Source organism: Microcoleus sp. S1D4 (assembly GCF_036700765.1).
GTDB lineage: Bacteria > Cyanobacteriota > Cyanobacteriia > Cyanobacteriales > Microcoleaceae > Microcoleus.
The window spans coordinates 1-15,547 of sequence record NZ_JAUBPP010000047.1; the positions used below are offsets into that span (position 1 = coordinate 1).

The 15,547-nt window shown below is 47.3% G+C and carries 12 protein-coding genes; 5 read left to right on the forward strand and 7 right to left on the reverse strand.

Annotated elements, in window-relative coordinates; translation table 11 throughout:
- Window positions 1–129 precede the first annotated feature (129 nt).
- Window positions 130–1,056, forward strand: a complete 927-nt coding sequence (gene rbsK / locus QT998_RS26805; protein WP_333092617.1) for a ribokinase — start codon at window positions 130–132, stop codon at window positions 1,054–1,056.
- Window positions 1,057–1,363: 307 nt separating this feature from the next.
- Here rbsK and QT998_RS26810 read toward each other — a convergent pair whose 3' ends face one another.
- The 3 genes from QT998_RS26810 to purL all read right to left on the reverse strand — a co-directional run bounded on the left by QT998_RS26810 (window position 1,364) and on the right by purL (window position 7,530).
- Complete coding sequence (locus tag QT998_RS26810; RefSeq protein ID WP_333118854.1) at window positions 1,364–2,449, reverse strand: fatty acid desaturase; 1,086 nt, start codon at window positions 2,447–2,449, stop codon at window positions 1,364–1,366.
- A gap of 778 nt (window positions 2,450–3,227) precedes the next feature.
- Window positions 3,228–4,694: an amidophosphoribosyltransferase gene (purF, locus tag QT998_RS26815; RefSeq protein WP_333092618.1), complete on the reverse strand. Its 1,467-nt coding sequence runs from the start codon at window positions 4,692–4,694 to the stop codon at window positions 3,228–3,230.
- 343 nt (window positions 4,695–5,037) lie between these two features.
- Window positions 5,038–7,530 (reverse strand): phosphoribosylformylglycinamidine synthase subunit PurL, encoded by a 2,493-nt coding sequence (gene purL, locus QT998_RS26820; protein ID WP_333118852.1) that lies wholly within the window; start codon window positions 7,528–7,530, stop codon window positions 5,038–5,040.
- Window positions 7,531–8,034: 504 nt separating this feature from the next.
- Here purL and QT998_RS26825 point away from each other — a divergent pair.
- A complete protein-coding gene (locus QT998_RS26825; RefSeq protein WP_333118850.1) occupies window positions 8,035–8,634 on the forward strand; it encodes a pentapeptide repeat-containing protein in 600 nt (199 codons plus the stop codon).
- 9 nt (window positions 8,635–8,643) lie between these two features.
- On the opposite strand, the gene QT998_RS26830 is transcribed toward QT998_RS26825, so the two are convergent.
- Complete coding sequence (locus tag QT998_RS26830; RefSeq protein WP_333092569.1) at window positions 8,644–9,270, reverse strand: Uma2 family endonuclease; 627 nt, start codon at window positions 9,268–9,270, stop codon at window positions 8,644–8,646.
- A 136-nt stretch (window positions 9,271–9,406) separates the two neighbouring features.
- Here QT998_RS26830 and QT998_RS26835 point away from each other — a divergent pair, with 136 nt between their 5' ends.
- A complete protein-coding gene (locus QT998_RS26835; protein ID WP_333092570.1) occupies window positions 9,407–11,143 on the forward strand; it encodes a DUF3352 domain-containing protein in 1,737 nt (578 codons plus the stop codon).
- Between the two features lie 175 nt (window positions 11,144–11,318).
- Here the strand turns inward: QT998_RS26835 and mrdA are convergent, their stop codons facing one another.
- The 3 genes from mrdA to QT998_RS26850 all read right to left on the reverse strand — a co-directional run bounded on the left by mrdA (window position 11,319) and on the right by QT998_RS26850 (window position 14,034).
- On the reverse strand, window positions 11,319–13,145 hold the full coding sequence (gene mrdA / locus QT998_RS26840; protein ID WP_333092571.1) for a penicillin-binding protein 2: 1,827 nt from the start codon (window positions 13,143–13,145) through the stop codon (window positions 11,319–11,321).
- A gap of 263 nt (window positions 13,146–13,408) precedes the next feature.
- Window positions 13,409–13,633, reverse strand: coding sequence for a hypothetical protein (locus QT998_RS26845; protein WP_333092572.1), 225 nt, complete (start codon window positions 13,631–13,633; stop codon window positions 13,409–13,411).
- A 68-nt stretch (window positions 13,634–13,701) separates the two neighbouring features.
- The gene (locus QT998_RS26850) at window positions 13,702–14,034 is read right to left on the reverse strand and encodes a hypothetical protein (RefSeq protein WP_333092573.1); all 333 of its coding nucleotides are present in this window, start codon (window positions 14,032–14,034) and stop codon (window positions 13,702–13,704) included.
- On the opposite strand from QT998_RS26850, the gene QT998_RS26855 reads away from it, so the two are divergent.
- On the forward strand, window positions 14,021–14,287 hold the full coding sequence (locus tag QT998_RS26855) for a hypothetical protein (protein WP_228042690.1): 267 nt from the start codon (window positions 14,021–14,023) through the stop codon (window positions 14,285–14,287). The genes QT998_RS26850 and QT998_RS26855 overlap by 14 nt on opposite strands.
- Before the next feature lie 265 nt (window positions 14,288–14,552).
- Window positions 14,553–15,344 (forward strand): serine O-acetyltransferase, encoded by a 792-nt coding sequence (cysE, locus tag QT998_RS26860; RefSeq protein ID WP_194012588.1) that lies wholly within the window; start codon window positions 14,553–14,555, stop codon window positions 15,342–15,344.
- Window positions 15,345–15,547 lie beyond the last annotated feature (203 nt).

Sequence of the window (15,547 nt, forward strand, 5' to 3'; positions counted from 1 at the left end):
CCAATAACCAATAACCAATAACCAATAACCAATAACCAATAACCAATAACCAATAACCAATAACCAATAACCAATAACCAATAACCAATAACCAATAACCAATAACCAATAACCAATAACCAATAACCAATGACCATAATCGTATTCGGCAGTATCAATATTGACCTAGCAGCAAAAACTCCCCGTTTACCGCAGCCGGGGGAAACTATTATCGGTAGCAATTTTTTGACGGCTGGCGGCGGCAAAGGAGCAAATCAAGCTGTCGCCGCCGCGCGTCTTGGAACTTTTACCCACATCGTCGGCCGCGTCGGCAATGATAAATTTGCTGAAGAATTATTGACTAATTTACAATCTTATGGTGTAAATACAGAGAATGTATTGATAGATCAAACCACTCATTCGGGTGTGGCAATTATCGCTGTAGATGATAGCGGTCAAAATAATATTATTGTGATTCCGGGGGCGAATAACAATGTTGGTGCAGCAGATATAGAATGTCTGAAAAAACTGTTGCCCCAATCTACATCGCTGCTATTACAGTTAGAAATTCCCCTGGAAGTTGTCCGAAAAGCTGCTAGAGTTGGCCGGGAAGCGGGGGTGCGAGTGATTCTCGATCCTGCGCCGGCTGTGGGGGATTTGCCGATCGAACTTTATCCGCTAATTGACATTATCACGCCGAATGAAGTGGAAGCTGGCCAGTTAGTCGGTTTTGCGGTGAATGACACGGAAACGGCGATGGCAGCGGCCAAACAGTTGCAGGAACGCGGTGTCGAAAATGTTATTGTCAAATTGGGCGATCGCGGGGTGGTGGCGGTGACAGCAGATGAGAGCTTTTTTGTGCCGGCTTTTGCTGTGGAGGCGATCGACACTGTGGCCGCTGGCGATGCTTTTAATGGCGGATTGGCCTGTGCTTTAGATGGCGGTCGATCGCTCCGTGAAGCAGTGGTGTGGGGCGCAGCAGCGGGCGCTCTGTGTGCAACGAAAGCGGGCGCTCAAGCTGCTATGCCCGATCGCGCAACGTTCGATCGTTTTTTGCAGAATAGACTTATTGCTTAAATATTCGATCTAATAGGAAGACGGCAGTTTGTACGGTGTGTCCGATCGATTGATAGCAATAAATTGGATCGCGCGTGCCGTGTTTGTTATGGTAATCGATCGGACTTGATATAACGAGCACAAAAAATGAAAAAACCAGGTTTCTTTTAAGAAGTCTGGTTTTTACGTCTGGGCTGATCCACGCGAGGGCCCATACACCGGGTTTTTCAGTTAATCTACAGGTTAGTGCGAAGAATTATTGTCAAAAAAACCCGGTTTCCGATCGCCCCAGAGTGAGTCCTTGGGGTATTTTATTGTCTAGTTGAAGCTACTTAACTTCGGACGATGGCCGAGTGTTAGGCGATTCGTAGTAAACCCCAGAACCTGTATCGGAGACAAAGTGACAATCCCAGTAAGAGCGAATAAAACTCTTCCAAATTGGATCGGTTGACTTGCGATAATAATCGCCCAACAATGGCTTGATGGCTTCGGTTGCTTCCTTCAAGTGATAGTGCGGCATTGTCGAGAAAATGTGGTGGGCGACGTGGGTGCCGATGTCGTGATGGATGGAGTTGATGAATCCGTAATCGCGATCGATCGTAGATAGCGCACCTTTCAAGAAAAACCAGTCATCTCCGCGATACCAAGGAATATCGGCTTCTGTGTGGTGCAGGAATGTTACCAAATCCAGCCACATTACAAAGATTACGTAGGGAACCAGGTAGAACTTGAGTAAAAACAACCAACCAAATTGGTAGGTTAATGCGCCTAAAAAGCCTACCATCAATACTAAGGATGCGGAACTCGTCAACACATCCCATTTTTCGGAAGGACGGAAAATCGGGCTACCAGGCATGAAGTGAGAACCTACCCGATCGGGCGATCGACGAAACAGATAAATTGGATAGGCAAATAACATCAAATAAAAGCGTCCCAGCTTCTCATACCAGGGCATTTGATTGTATTTGCTTTCCGACACTGGATACCAGCTTTCATCGTTATCCAAGCTGCCTGTATTCGCGTGGTGGGTTCTGTGGCTGATCCGCCAACCGTGGAAGGGTACGAGAATTGGAGCGTGGGAGAGGTGTCCGATCAGGTTATTCAGCCATTTTTTCTTAGAAAATGAACCGTGCCCGCAGTCGTGGCCTACTACAAACAACGCCCAAAACATGGTTCCCTGCATCAACCAAAAGATTGGATAAAACCACCATGAATCGAGGCTGTAGGCGATCGCGTATAAACCTGCGATGATGCCAATATCTAAAAAGAAATAAGCTAGAGATTTCCCTGTCGAGGGTTCAAAACAATGGGCTGGAATGGCTGCTTTAACATCTTGAAGAGTAAAAGGTAACTCTTTTGTACGGGAGGATGAGCTTTTATCGCTCGGCGGATTGAGAAGAGTATTTGATTGCACGAAGTTTCCGATTTAAGCTGACTTGAGAAACCGCATTTCGCCTTTTAACTTTCACTTTGGGCTCGGAAGGAGCCATATTTTTTACTCTGCAAGGGTTTCTAAAGTTCTTTAGTTCGCATGAATAGCCCTCCCGCGATTCTCAAGCAAGTTGGCTTGTCAAATACTTGTGTGGGAAAATTTAGTGCGATCGACCCTGTTATCTAAAAAAAATTCCTGTGTTCGTTGTTAGTACGAAATGCGATTTTAATCTGATATCGCACTTCTGGAGGCAGTACCTCCAGTCCGCAGGTGGCCTATAGCGCTTCCGGCAGGAATTGTTAACGATAGTGTAGGGAAGGCCGAGCGATTTTAGATTTTAGATTTTAGATTTTAGATTTTTTATTTAATCTCAAACCTTAAATCCGAGTCTTGGGTTTCCCGCAAGTTCTACCCAACTGGCAATTCGCTACAATTCACTAATTCTGCAAGAGTTGCAATAGCTAAGTTAATTTAACATTTCTACACACACTTGGCAAGACTTTTCAGAAAATTTTTAAAATTCATAAATTGTTGAAAGTGACCACTCAAAAATGGATGAAATCCCCCAAAAATTTTCGAGAATTCAAGCATTTTAGATTTTCGTTCAAACTCCTAGATTGACTGCGCTGCAAGTCATATCATATCCGGTCGATTGACACTCGATCAGATTGGATCGCGCGTGCGGACTCGCATTCCGCACGCGCGAATAAGTCAATCTCAAATCGACTGATGCGCGATCGCTTTCTAGCGTTTAGTTTTTCTAGGTTGCAGCCTTTTCTAAGATCAGCTTAGACCGTTTTACCACTTCTGGAATGTCGATCGGATAATCGCCGGTGAAACAGGCCGAACAGAAACTTTTCGTATCTTCGTTAGTCGCCTTCAGCATTCCCTCTCTACTCAAGAAAGCCAAGGAATCCACCTCCATTAGAGTGGCGATTTCTGCGACTGACTTGGTAGCAGCAATCAACTGATCTTGATTGTCGGTGTCTATTCCGTAGAAACAAGGATGAGTCACCGGCGGCGAGGAAACTCTCATGTGTACTGCAGTCGCGCCCGCATCCCGCAAGGCTTTGACGATTTTGCGGCTAGTAGTGCCGCGCACGATCGAATCGTCGATAATGATTACTCGCTTTCCGTCCAACACATCTCTGAGAGGGTTGAGTTTCATGCGGATTCCTGACTCCCGCATGGCCTGAGTCGGTTGAATAAAAGTGCGCCCGACGTAGCGATTTTTAATTAATCCTTCGGCGTAAGGAATGCCGGAAGCTTGAGAAAAGCCGATCGCCGCCGGGATTCCAGAATCGGGAACGCCGATGACTATATCAGCATCAACGGGAGATTCTGCTGCCAACATACGTCCGATCCGCAGTCGGTAGCTGTACAAATTTTCACCTTCCATAATGCTGTCAGGTCGAGCAAAATAGATCATTTCAAAGATGCAAAGTTTGCGCTTTTGCTGCTGGCTCCAGTGGAAGGAAGCCATACCTTCTTCTGTAATCCAAACTAATTCCCCCGGTTCTACATCCCGCAAAAATTCAGCACCGATAATATCTAAGCCGCAAGTTTCCGACGCTAAAACGTACCGTACCGGAGCTGTGGGGAGAGTGCCAATTACCAGCGGGCGAACGCCGTGGGGGTCGCGGACTCCCATCACCCCGATCGGGGTGGCGATCGTCAAACTAAAGGCTCCTTGGCACATACCAAAGGCACTGATCGCTGCTTCGAGCCAGTCTTTACCCTTGTCTACCTCCGAACCGATCGCCACTGCGATCGCCTCTGAATCCGTCGAGCTGACAAACTCGCAGTTGCGAGACAGCAATTCTTCCCGCAATTCTTTAGTATTGACAAGATTCCCGTTATGTGCTAGAGCCAGACTTCCCAAACGGGTTTCGACTACCACAGGTTGAGCGTTGATCGCTCGCGACGAACCCGTAGTAGAGTAGCGAGTGTGTCCAACGGCTAAGTTACCGGGCAAGTGACCTAAATTCGATTCGTTGAAGACTTGGGAAACCAGTCCCATATCCTTGTGCAGATGAACTGTTTCACCCTCAAAGGTGGCAATTCCTGCAGATTCCTGACCCCGGTGCTGCAAAGCATACAAACCGAAGTAGGTCAACTTGGCTACATCTTCACCCGGTGCGTAGATACCGAAAACGCCGCAAGCTTCCTCTGGCTTATCGGGTTTGCTAGAATGCTCGTCAGCCTCGAAGGAATGGTTGGGAATCATAGATTGGGTTGGCTTGTATGTAATGGGGACGGTACGTAAGCGGGGCAATTTCACCGGTGCGTTTTGTTGGGGAAGATGCCGTATAACTTAACACTCCCTTAATGTTGCCACGGATCTGTCATTCGATTTTAGATTTTAGATTTTAGATTTTAGGTTTACTCCCCAACAGAGGAAGTAGCTGAGCCCGATTAGAGTCTAAAATTTTACTCTCTCCACTTGAGATTTGAGATTTTAGGTTTACTCCCCAACAGAGGAATCACCGGAGCCCAACTAGAGTCTAAAATTTTGCTATCTCCACTAATTAAGTTAGGCGGCTAATATCCGTTCCAGCTTGTGCAACCTTTCAGGCAGAAGCTATGCGGCGTTCAATGGCATTGTAGTATCGATCGCCCAGTTCTGTGATCGTAACCTCAATTAACGGCTCCTTGTCGGTAGTAAAAACCCGCAAAGACGATTCGGTACTACGAACCAAGCCGATTTTCTGCCACTTACCGGCCAAATTATCCTGCAAGTAGGATGTCCAAGCCGCCTCATTTTCAGGACTTATCGACACTAAAATACAATTTCCCATTTCGCCAAACAGCAATTCATCCCAACGCTGAGACTGCGGCGAATTTGGGTAAAGGTGGATTTTGGCACCAAGTTTACCAGAAATGCAGCATTCAGCCAGGGCGATCGCGATTCCTCCCTCCGCACAATCGTGAGCAGAGCGTACCCAACCGCTGCCAATGCCATCCCGACAAGCTTTTTGCACTCGTCTTTCCAACTCAAAATCTATAACTGGTGGCTTACCCGCGATCGTACCGTGAACAGTAGCCAAATATTCGGAACCGCCCAAAGTCGGCGAAGTTTGCACCTGAGAATTTTCGGATACATTCCCAATTCCCAGCAGATAAATGAAATCTCCCTCTTTTTGCCAAGCTTGGCCGCAAATCTTCGTCAAATCTGGAATCAACCCCACCATTCCGATGACCGGAGTCGGATAAATTGGTACAGGATTCCCCAGAGCATCAACCGTTTCATTGTAAAGAGAAACATTACCGCCAGTAACAGGAGTTCCCAACTCGCGACAAGCATCAGCAATTCCCCGACAAGCTGACGCTAACTGCCAATATCCGACAGGCTTTTCAGGACTGCCAAAATTGAGATTATCCGTAACAGCCAAAGGTTCAGCACCAACACAACTCAAATTTCTCGCCGCTTCTGCAACTACCGCTTTTGCACCTTCGTAGGGGTCAAGATAAACATAGCGAGAATTGCAGTCAACCGTTGCAGCAACTCCGGGAATAACCTTTACGTGTCCTTCCGAATCCAGAGGTGCAGCAACTTCGACAATCTTTCTACCTTGTCCCTTTGAAAATAAGGGAATAGCTGCATCTGCTTCTAAAATTTCCTGAGCTTCGGAGACAGCATCCACCTTTGAGGAATTATCGTTAACAATGGAAGTTTCTAGAGGACGCAACCTGACAACCGCAGCATCACCGCCTCCGGGTAACAGCACAGTATTATTTTGAACTTGATGGTCGTATTGGCGATAAACCCAGCGTTTAGAAGCGATGGTGGGAGTATCTAACAGCGTCAGTAAAATCTGATTCCAAGTTTGGAACTCACCCTTAACTTCAATCCCAAGAGCGGTGCATTCCGGCAACAAATCCGCCGTCCATTCCCAGGCTTTTCTAGCATATTCTGGCGCTTCTGTCAACAGTTCGCGGTGATAAATTGGCGTGTTGTCTGCCAAAGCAGTCGCGGTAATTTCGGCCGCGATTTCGCCTTTAAAGAGAATTCGGACGATCGGCTCTTCGATCACTGTCCCCGCGACTACGGCGTGCAATCCCCAGCGGTGAAAAATCTCGATTAATTCCTGTTCCCGTCCTTTTTGAGCCACAAACAACATCCGTTCTTGCGATTCCGAAAGCAGGTATTCGTAGGGAACCATGCCGCTTTCTCGCACCGGAACTTTGTCTAAATCAAATTCAATTCCGACGCCGCCTTTGGCTGCCATTTCTGATGTCGAGCAAGTAATTCCGGCTGCACCCATGTCTTGGGCGGCGACGACTGCGCCGGTTTTGAATGCTTCTAAACAAGCTTCAATTAAGGATTTTTCTAAAAACGGATCTCCTACTTGAACGGCGGGGCGATCGTCCATTGATTTGTCGGTCAATTCTGCACTGGCAAAACTCGCTCCTCCCATGCCATCTCTGCCCGTAGTGGAACCGACGTAAAGCACGGGATTTCCGATTCCCGATGCGCCGGATTTAACTATTTCTTGAGTTTCCATTAAACCCAAGGCCATGACATTAACTAAGGGGTTGCCGGAATAGGCTTCATCGAAGTAAACTTCTCCGCCAACTGTGGGTACGCCGATGCAGTTTCCGTAATGACTGATTCCCGATACTACGCCTTTGAATAATCTCTGAGTTTTGCTATCATCTAAGTTGCCGAAACGTAGGGAGTTTAAAAGTGCGATCGGGCGAGCACCCATTGTGAAGATATCGCGAAGAATGCCACCTACTCCTGTTGCTGCGCCTTGGAATGGTTCGACTGCAGACGGGTGGTTGTGAGATTCTATTTTGAAGGCAAGTTGCAAACCGTCTCCCAAGTCTACGACACCGGCATTTTCTCCAGGCCCGACCAGAATGCGAGATCCCTCTGTGGGAAACTGTTTTAATAGCGGTCGCGAATTTTTGTAGCAGCAGTGTTCGCTCCACATCACGCCGAACATTCCCAATTCAGCTTTGTTGGGATGGCGGCCGAGGCGCTGAACAATTTCTTCGTATTCTTCGGGTTTGAGTCTTTCGGCGGCAATTTGTTCGGGAGAAAATGGGAGGTTTGGCATAATAATTGCGATCGTTTTGTAGATTTTACATCCCAATTAGGGATTCTTTAAATCAGAACTTAGGCATCAAGATCGAAAAAACCGGTTTTTTGATTTAATCTGCAGGTGGGAAGGCATTTTTTCGGTAAAAAACCCGGTTTACGATCGCCCATGAGTCCAAGACTGTTAATGCTTATTTTTAGGAGGGGGAGTTTTTTGTTGATAAAAGCATTCAGATTTTAAGTTCTAGCATAGATTGAGGAGGCTGCATTTTTGTCAACTTAATCTCAAAGATCCTACCAGTTGCTTGTGACTCCGATTAGCTCGCAACGGACGCGATCGATTATACAGGAAAATTGAAAATTTACCAAATATCCGATAATGATTGACATATATCTTGTTTTCTGCTATGACAACCCCGCCCAACGGTTAAGATGTTCTTAATTCCTCAAACCCTAGTCGAAGATTCCCTCTTCCCTCTTCCTTCGTGTCCTTCGCGTCTTCGCGGTTCGTACCTCTTCACTTATGACTGAAAATCTGAATTTTGCCAACCAAAACTTACGCAACCGTTCATTTAAAGGGCTTGACTTGTCTGGGGCGAACTTCAGCGGTAGCGACATTCGAGGCTGCAATTTCACCGGAGCGATTTTGAGGGGGGCAAATTTTCAGGGTGTCAGAACCGGACAAAGCCGCCTGCGGGTACAAAAGTTGATTGCTAGGGCTGGTGTAACTGCGGTGACAGTGACGGCGGCGGGGGCTGTGATGGGAATGATTGGCGGGGCGGATGCGGGGGCTGTGGCGGTGGCGGGGACGGCTGCGACGGCGATTGCTGCGACTCGTGGCGAGGCGGGAATTGTGGCGGGGGCTGTGGCTGGGGCTGCTGCTGCGATCGGGGCTAGCGGTATTGTGACATTTTGGGGCGGGGATACTTTGAGGGGAATTGGTTTGTTTTTGGTTTCGGGGGTGATTTTGGGGTTAACTGCGATCGGCTTTTTTATTGCTGTTGAACAGATAGAACAATTGTCGGTAACGTCGTTTAGAAAAGCTGATTTGACTGGTGCTATATTCGATGCGGGGGCGGTTCTTGATGCTGATTTTTCCGATGCGCGAGGTTTGCCGTGGTAGACTGCAAAATTACAGATTTTTTACCCATTCTCGGAATTCTCGCACTGCTGCGGTTGCGCCTGCTGTTTGAGTGCGATCGATAAATTCGTCAACTTTTGCAGTCGGTAGCATGGGGAAAGCCCTGGAAAAATTGCACTCGGTATATTCGCCATTTTGCAATTGATAAAACTTGACGCTTCGTCCGTCATACAGCCAAATTTCTGGTACGCCTAAATCTGCATATAAATCGAATTGATTTAAGGAACTGCTGGTAATATCAATTTCCAGTGCTAAATCGGGCGCAGGATCTCGCGCAAAGTCTAATTCGGTTCTGCCTCTGACCAGTGCTTCGTTCTGAATATAATAGCATGAATCTGGTTCTTTTCCGGCTGCTTTTTTGCGTTTCTTAATAGTCATCGAACCAAAGGGGTTGTACTCCAGATTTAGTTCTTCTATGAGAGTTACAATTAACCGATCGATCAGCCTGTTGCGATTTTCATGTTCCGGTAGTGGCACCATAATTTCTAATTGACCTTGATGATAAGCAATTCTGGTGGAACGTTTGTTACCTAGTTCTGCTAGCAGGCTTTCATATAACTTCCAACTGATATTTGGCAGTAAAACTCGCTGTTCGGGGGGCGTTGATATTGTTAGCATTTTACTTGGGTTTTAGAGCTTTAGTGTATTTTAGTTTATCTTTTTTTTTGCGAACCGCATAAAAAGTATCTGCCGACCGCTACGGTGATGCGCTACTCTAGTTAATAGTAGACTGTGGTCATTAGTCCTTGTTGTTATGAAGCTGCGATCGTTCTTTTCTTTCCTCATTGCTGGTGTTTTAGCACTCTTAGGCTTGGGTGCAGGCGGTTTTTACTGGCTGTCAACTCAAACTCCCCTAAATTTGCTCGCGGGCGGGCCGACAACTACTCCGGCTGCAGCTGTGTTTGTCTCGAAAGAAGTACCTTTGTTGGTTTCAATGCTGGTAAATCCCGATCGCCTCGAAGCATTGCGACAAGTTTTTGTCACTCCCAAAGAAAGAAGCCTCGCACACGCAGAATTCGAGCAAATCAAAAAAAGCCTCCTCGCCAATACTGACTTGGATTACAGTCGCGATATCCAACCTTGGATCGGTGACGAAATTACCCTCGCCCTCACAAATCCCGATTTCGACGATCGCGATCGCAGCAAGGGCGAACAAACCGGTTTTTTGCTGGCTGTTTCTTCCCAAAATGCCGATCGCAGCCAACAATTTCTTAAATCCTACTGGCAAAAACAATCTCGTGCGGATAAAACAGTGCAGTCGGAACTATATAAAGGTGTCCAACTAAATTACAAAAAATTACCTACAGCCAAGCAAAAAACCGCTCCAATTTTGCCTTTCAACCCGCTTTCTCTGCCGAATTCAACTTTACCATCAAGTTTCGCGACGGCGGCAATCCGCGGTCGTTCGGCTTCTGGAAACAACCTAAATTTTGTTTTATTTTCCCACAGTCCGAATATACTTCGAGATGCAATTAACAACTTGGAAGCAGCCAACCTAAATCTCAGTAATAGTCCTAACTATCAAAAAGCTTTCCAACAGTTAAATCAAGGTAGAATAGCTTTAGCATTTGTCAATCTACCGGAGCCAGCAACCGAGCAAAATCTCCCAGTTTCCCCTAATTCCCTCGCAGTTGCTGTCGGAGTCAACCAACGGGGATTGCTGGCTCAAACTGCTTTAGTGACATCGCGAGAAAACACGGCTTCTCCCACACTCTCCGAACCGGTGCTGGCTTTGCAATATATTCCCTCAGCCAGTCCTTTTGCCGTCGCCAGCACCGACTTAAGGAATTTTTGGACTGATTTGTCATCGGCGGTGTCAGCTAACGCAGAAGTCTCAAAATTAGTTGATCGCACCCTGGGAGATATTCAGCAAGTTTGGGGTGTCAATTTGCCGCAGGATATATTTGAGTGGGTACAAGGAGAATACGCTTTAGCAGTGGTTCCGAGTTCCTCAAACAGTGCGGATTGGGTTTTTGTCACCGAAACATCTGCCGATGCCCTTCAGGCGATCGAAAAACTCGATGAAATTGCCCGCAGCAAAGAATACAGCATCGGCAGCTTCACTCTCAGAAACCAGAAAATTACCGCTTGGACGCAGTTGACAACTAGCTCGAATCATGGTAAGGAAAATAATAGGCAAAGTGCGATCGTAACTGAGGCAAAAGGAGTGCGAGCCACTGTCGGTAAATACGAAATTTTTACCACTTCAGTAGAAGCAATGGACGCAGCACTAAAAGCAGCCGAAACAGGTTCTTTGGTGGCTAATCAAGACTTTCAAATCAGCATCGAAGCGCTACCACCAGCTAACGACGGCTATTTTTATTTAGACTGGCCTTCGATCAGATCAATTTGGGAAAAACAAATCCCGCTGTTGAGGTTAATTGAACTTTCGGCGAGACCGTTATTTGACCATTTGCGATCGATCACCGTCACCAGTACGGGAGAAATCGCAGGAATTCGCGAAGCTACAATATTTATGCGGCTAAATTAGTCAGTTGGCAGTTGGCAGTTGGCAGTTGGCAGTTGTTAGTTGGCAGTTGTTAGTTGGCAGTTGGCAGTAGTTAACCGTTAACAGTCAACAGTCAACAATTCCCAATTCCCAATGCCCTGTTTGGCCAATGCCCTGTTTGGCCAATTCCCAAGAACTAATGACTAATAACTAATGACTAAGGACTAATAACTACTGACTCCTTCACTTTTTTCGGTTGCCCAAAATAAGCTTGAAATACATCTTTGGCGATCGGGGCCGCTGCAACAGAACCAAAACCTCCATTTTCCACAACCACGGCGATCGCAATTTCTGGCTTTTCAGCAGGCCCGAATGCCACATACAGCGAGTGATCCTTCTGTCCGATGACCTCCGAAGTCCCTGTTTTGCCCGCCGTCAGCGGAATCGAACCGTCATTGAGTGCCTGTCCCGTACCCTCGGAAACCACCGCGATCAATCCTTCCTTAACAACCTGAACTGTCGAAGGTTTGAGCCCGATCTTTACCCGTTGAGTCTCTGGAGTGCCAGTCATAGATGTCAAAAGATGGGGCTTGACTCGATAGCCGCCGTTAGCGATCGAACTCACCATTACCGCCGCCTCCAAAGGAGTCACCAACACCAACCCCTGACCGATCGACATCGTTACCGTATCGCCCTCATACCAGGGTTCTTTATAGATTTTCTCCTTATCCTCGGGTGTCGGAATTTGACCGTGACTGCCGCCGCTTAGCCCCAAAAGATTCAAATCCGTATCCTTGCCAATTCCCAAGCGGTGTCCCCACTTAGAAATTTCCTCGGGCCCGGTACTCATCCCCACTTGGTAAAAAAACGTATTGCTGCTGAAAGCCAAAGCCTCCCGAAAGCCGATGTAGCCGTAACCCCCGCTGTGTTCGTTAAAATTAATTCCCCCCACCGTAATGTAAGACGAAGTACCCAAAATAGAGTCTGGGGAAAACTTGCCTGACTCGATACCGGCGACAGAAGTCACAATTTTAAAAGTGCTGCCAGGGGGGTAGCCCTGCATCGCCCGATTCAAAAATGGATCTTCCTGGTCTTGAAGAGTTGCCCAGTCATCCTTACTGATTTTTCGCGTAAACAGATTGGGGTCAAAAGTCGGGTGGCTGGCGAGAACTAATACCGCGCCGGTTTTGACATCCACGGCGACGACTGCTCCCCGGCGGTTTCCTAGGGCTGTTTCCGCTGCTTTTTGCATGGACAAGTCGATCGTTAGCTGCACCGCCTCGCCCGGTTTTGGGGGTGTTTCTCCCATCAGCCGCAATTCTTGATTTTGGGCATTTACCTCGATCAGCCGATCGCCCCAAACTCCCGCAATTTGCTTGTTAGAACTCGCTTCTATGCCCATCTGACCGACAATCATCCCCATCGGATATTCCGGGTGAGCTTTCAAATCTACTTCGGTAGCTTCGCCAATATATCCGAGAACGTGAGCCGCCAAACTGCCTTCGGGATAGTAACGGTTTGCTTCTGGGCGCACTTCCACTCCGCGTATTTGTCCTACCTGTTCTGCTAGCGGCACAAAAATTTCTGGCGGCATCGCTTGCTTGATCCGCACCGGTCTGTAGGATAAAGGATCGACCTCTTTTATTTTTTGTAAAATTTCTTTGGCCGGGATTTTAACCAGCGGACTTAAATTTTCTGCTGTTACTTTCCACTGTTCCGGCGTTTGTTCTTTCGGCCACAAATAGACCGATCGAGCTAAATTGTTTCCCGCTAGCAGTTTGCCTTTGCGATCAACTATATGTCCGCGATTTGCCGGCATTGGCACTAGGCGAACGCGATTGTTTTCGGCTCGTTCCCGGTTTTGCTTCCCTTGTACCAGTTGCAATTCTACTAGCCGACTAGCGTGCAGGCTCAGCAAAGCGGTTGCCAGCAGCATTAATACGATCGCCCGGTGCATCGGACGCGACTGTTTCTTAGGAGTTTCCCCCAGAGTTTTGTCTGAAGAGCGAAATCCAGAGAGCGAAGAAATTTGTCGTTGCATCATTATTCTATAGGTAGATGTCAAATCCTAGATTTTAGATTCTTGATTGTCAATTGTGCAGTATACAGCATCAGACCTGGGCGATCGTCTTAGTTCTCAGTTCTTAGTTCTTAGTTCTTAGTTCTTAGTTCTTGGGAATTGGCCAAACAGGCTAAACAGGGCATTGTTAACTGTTGACTGTTGACTGTTAACCGTTAACTACTGCCAACTACTGCCAACTGCTGCCAACTACTGCCAACTGCTGACTGCTGACTGCTGACTGCTGACTAATCGTCCAAGCACCAAGAAATAGCCAGCACAATTAAGATCAGGCTCAGCCAATTAGGGAAGTGCAGCCAGCCGAATATATCGACAGGTAACATTATTAAAAGCCATGTCAAGAGGGAACCGATCGTCAACAGCAAAGCCAGAATTATCATATCGATCATCTTGAGAGCGTATAATTTCGGATGTGAGCCGATCGCGTGTGGCAGAACTCGGAGTGGCACCATCGAGGGCGATCGCACGTGTCACGGTTCCGATGATAGTAATCACGAACAACAGCCAGAAGGTTTTTCACTCAATTAAACAAAAATTGTTCTTCCTCTCCAAGTTCCGATTCTGGGGACTCAGACGAGTAAATTCTGAGTTGTAATTTTAAGTTGTGACACAGGAGTATTGCCATGTGGTTCGATCGGCCAGTCCATTTCAAAAACAGTGCGCTCTTAGCTGCGATCGGCGCGATCGCCGCCCTACCAGTTTTAGCAGAAACAGCCAACTTCGGCACTTTAACTTTATCGCGAGGTTTTGACTCCCCAACAGCAATGTTGAGAGGTTCCACAGGCGGATCGTACTCTCTCTCTGCCATTGCCAACACCGATCGCCACAAAAACAAATGTTTGGGTTTTGCCACTCCTACTCCCGACCACATCATAGTCTTGCAGCAAAACTTTTCCAAACTCGCAATCCAAGTCAACAGCGGAGGGAAGGACACAACCTTAGTCGTACAAGGCCCCGGTAACAGCCTGCGCTGCGGAGACGATACAGGTCAAAATAAAGATGCCAGCATAGTTGATTCAGACTGGCAAGCAGGATCTTACAGAATTTGGGTCGGTACTCTCGAAGCCGGAGTCAAGTCTAACTATACAATCTCACTACAGGAATAGAACGCAGCCACGCTGTTGGATGGACACGCTAAAATATTCTACATCCTAAAATTTTTCTCCCGATCGGCCGATGGCTAATATCATGTCCGTTCGATTAGATTGGTTCGTAGCGCGGACTTAAGTCCGCTAGATTAGTTGCGGACTTAAGTCCGCGCTACGAACCGTTAGTGTTGTAACAATCGACCGAACACGATCTAACTTCCCCGATCGAGTAAAATTGTAAAATTGAAAGTGGCGTGTTTAACCAAAATTGGGAACTCCGAAAGTGCTTCATACCCTTAAAGCTGACTTCAGTATAATTTTCGACCGCGACCCAGCCGCTCGCAACTGGCTGGAAGTATTATTTTGTTACCCAGGTCTTCAGGCCCTAGTGCTGCACCGCCTCGCACACTGGCTTTATTTACTGGGACTTCCCCTAATCCCCCGCTTGATTTCTCACATTGCTCGGTTTTTGACAGGAATAGAAATTCACCCTGGTGCAACGATCGGCAAAAGCGTCTTCATCGACCACGGTATGGGGGTTGTCATCGGCGAAACAGCAATAATCGGCGATTTTGCCCTAATTTATCAAGGTGTCACCCTAGGAGGCACAGGCAAAGAAAGTGGCAAGCGTCACCCTACCGTCGGCGAAAACGTAGTTGTCGGTGCCGGGGCCAAGGTACTAGGAAACCTGCTAATTGGCAACAACGTTCGCATCGGCGCAGGTTCCGTAGTCCTGCGCGATGTACCCTCAGACTGCACCGTGGTAGGGATTCCCGGCCGCATCGTATATCGATCGGGAGTGCGCGTCAATCCCCTAGAACACGGCAGTTTGCCAGATTCCGAAGCTGTGGTAATTCGCTCTTTGCTCGATCGCATCGAATCCCTCGAACAGCAAGTAAAAAGTTTGATTCCTCAAGAATCTGTCTCCTTAAATTCTGTTCCCAATTCCCATTCAGCATTTCAAACTTCAAACAAAACCAGCAATGTAGCCCTAGCTGAAAAAACCGAAGTTGCCGCCGCTTGTCAGTTAAAAGATAAAGCAATTCAAGAATTTTTCGACGGCACCGGCATCTAAAAATTTAATTAGTCAGTAGTCATTAGTCAGTAGTCATTAGTCATTAGTCATTAGTCATTAGGGAATTGTTAGCTGTTGACTGTTGACTGTTAACTGCCAACTGCCAACTGCCAACTGCCAACTGTTAACTGCCAACTGCCAACTGCCAACTGCCAACTGCCAACTGCCAACTGCCAACTGCCAACTGCCAACTGCCAACTGCC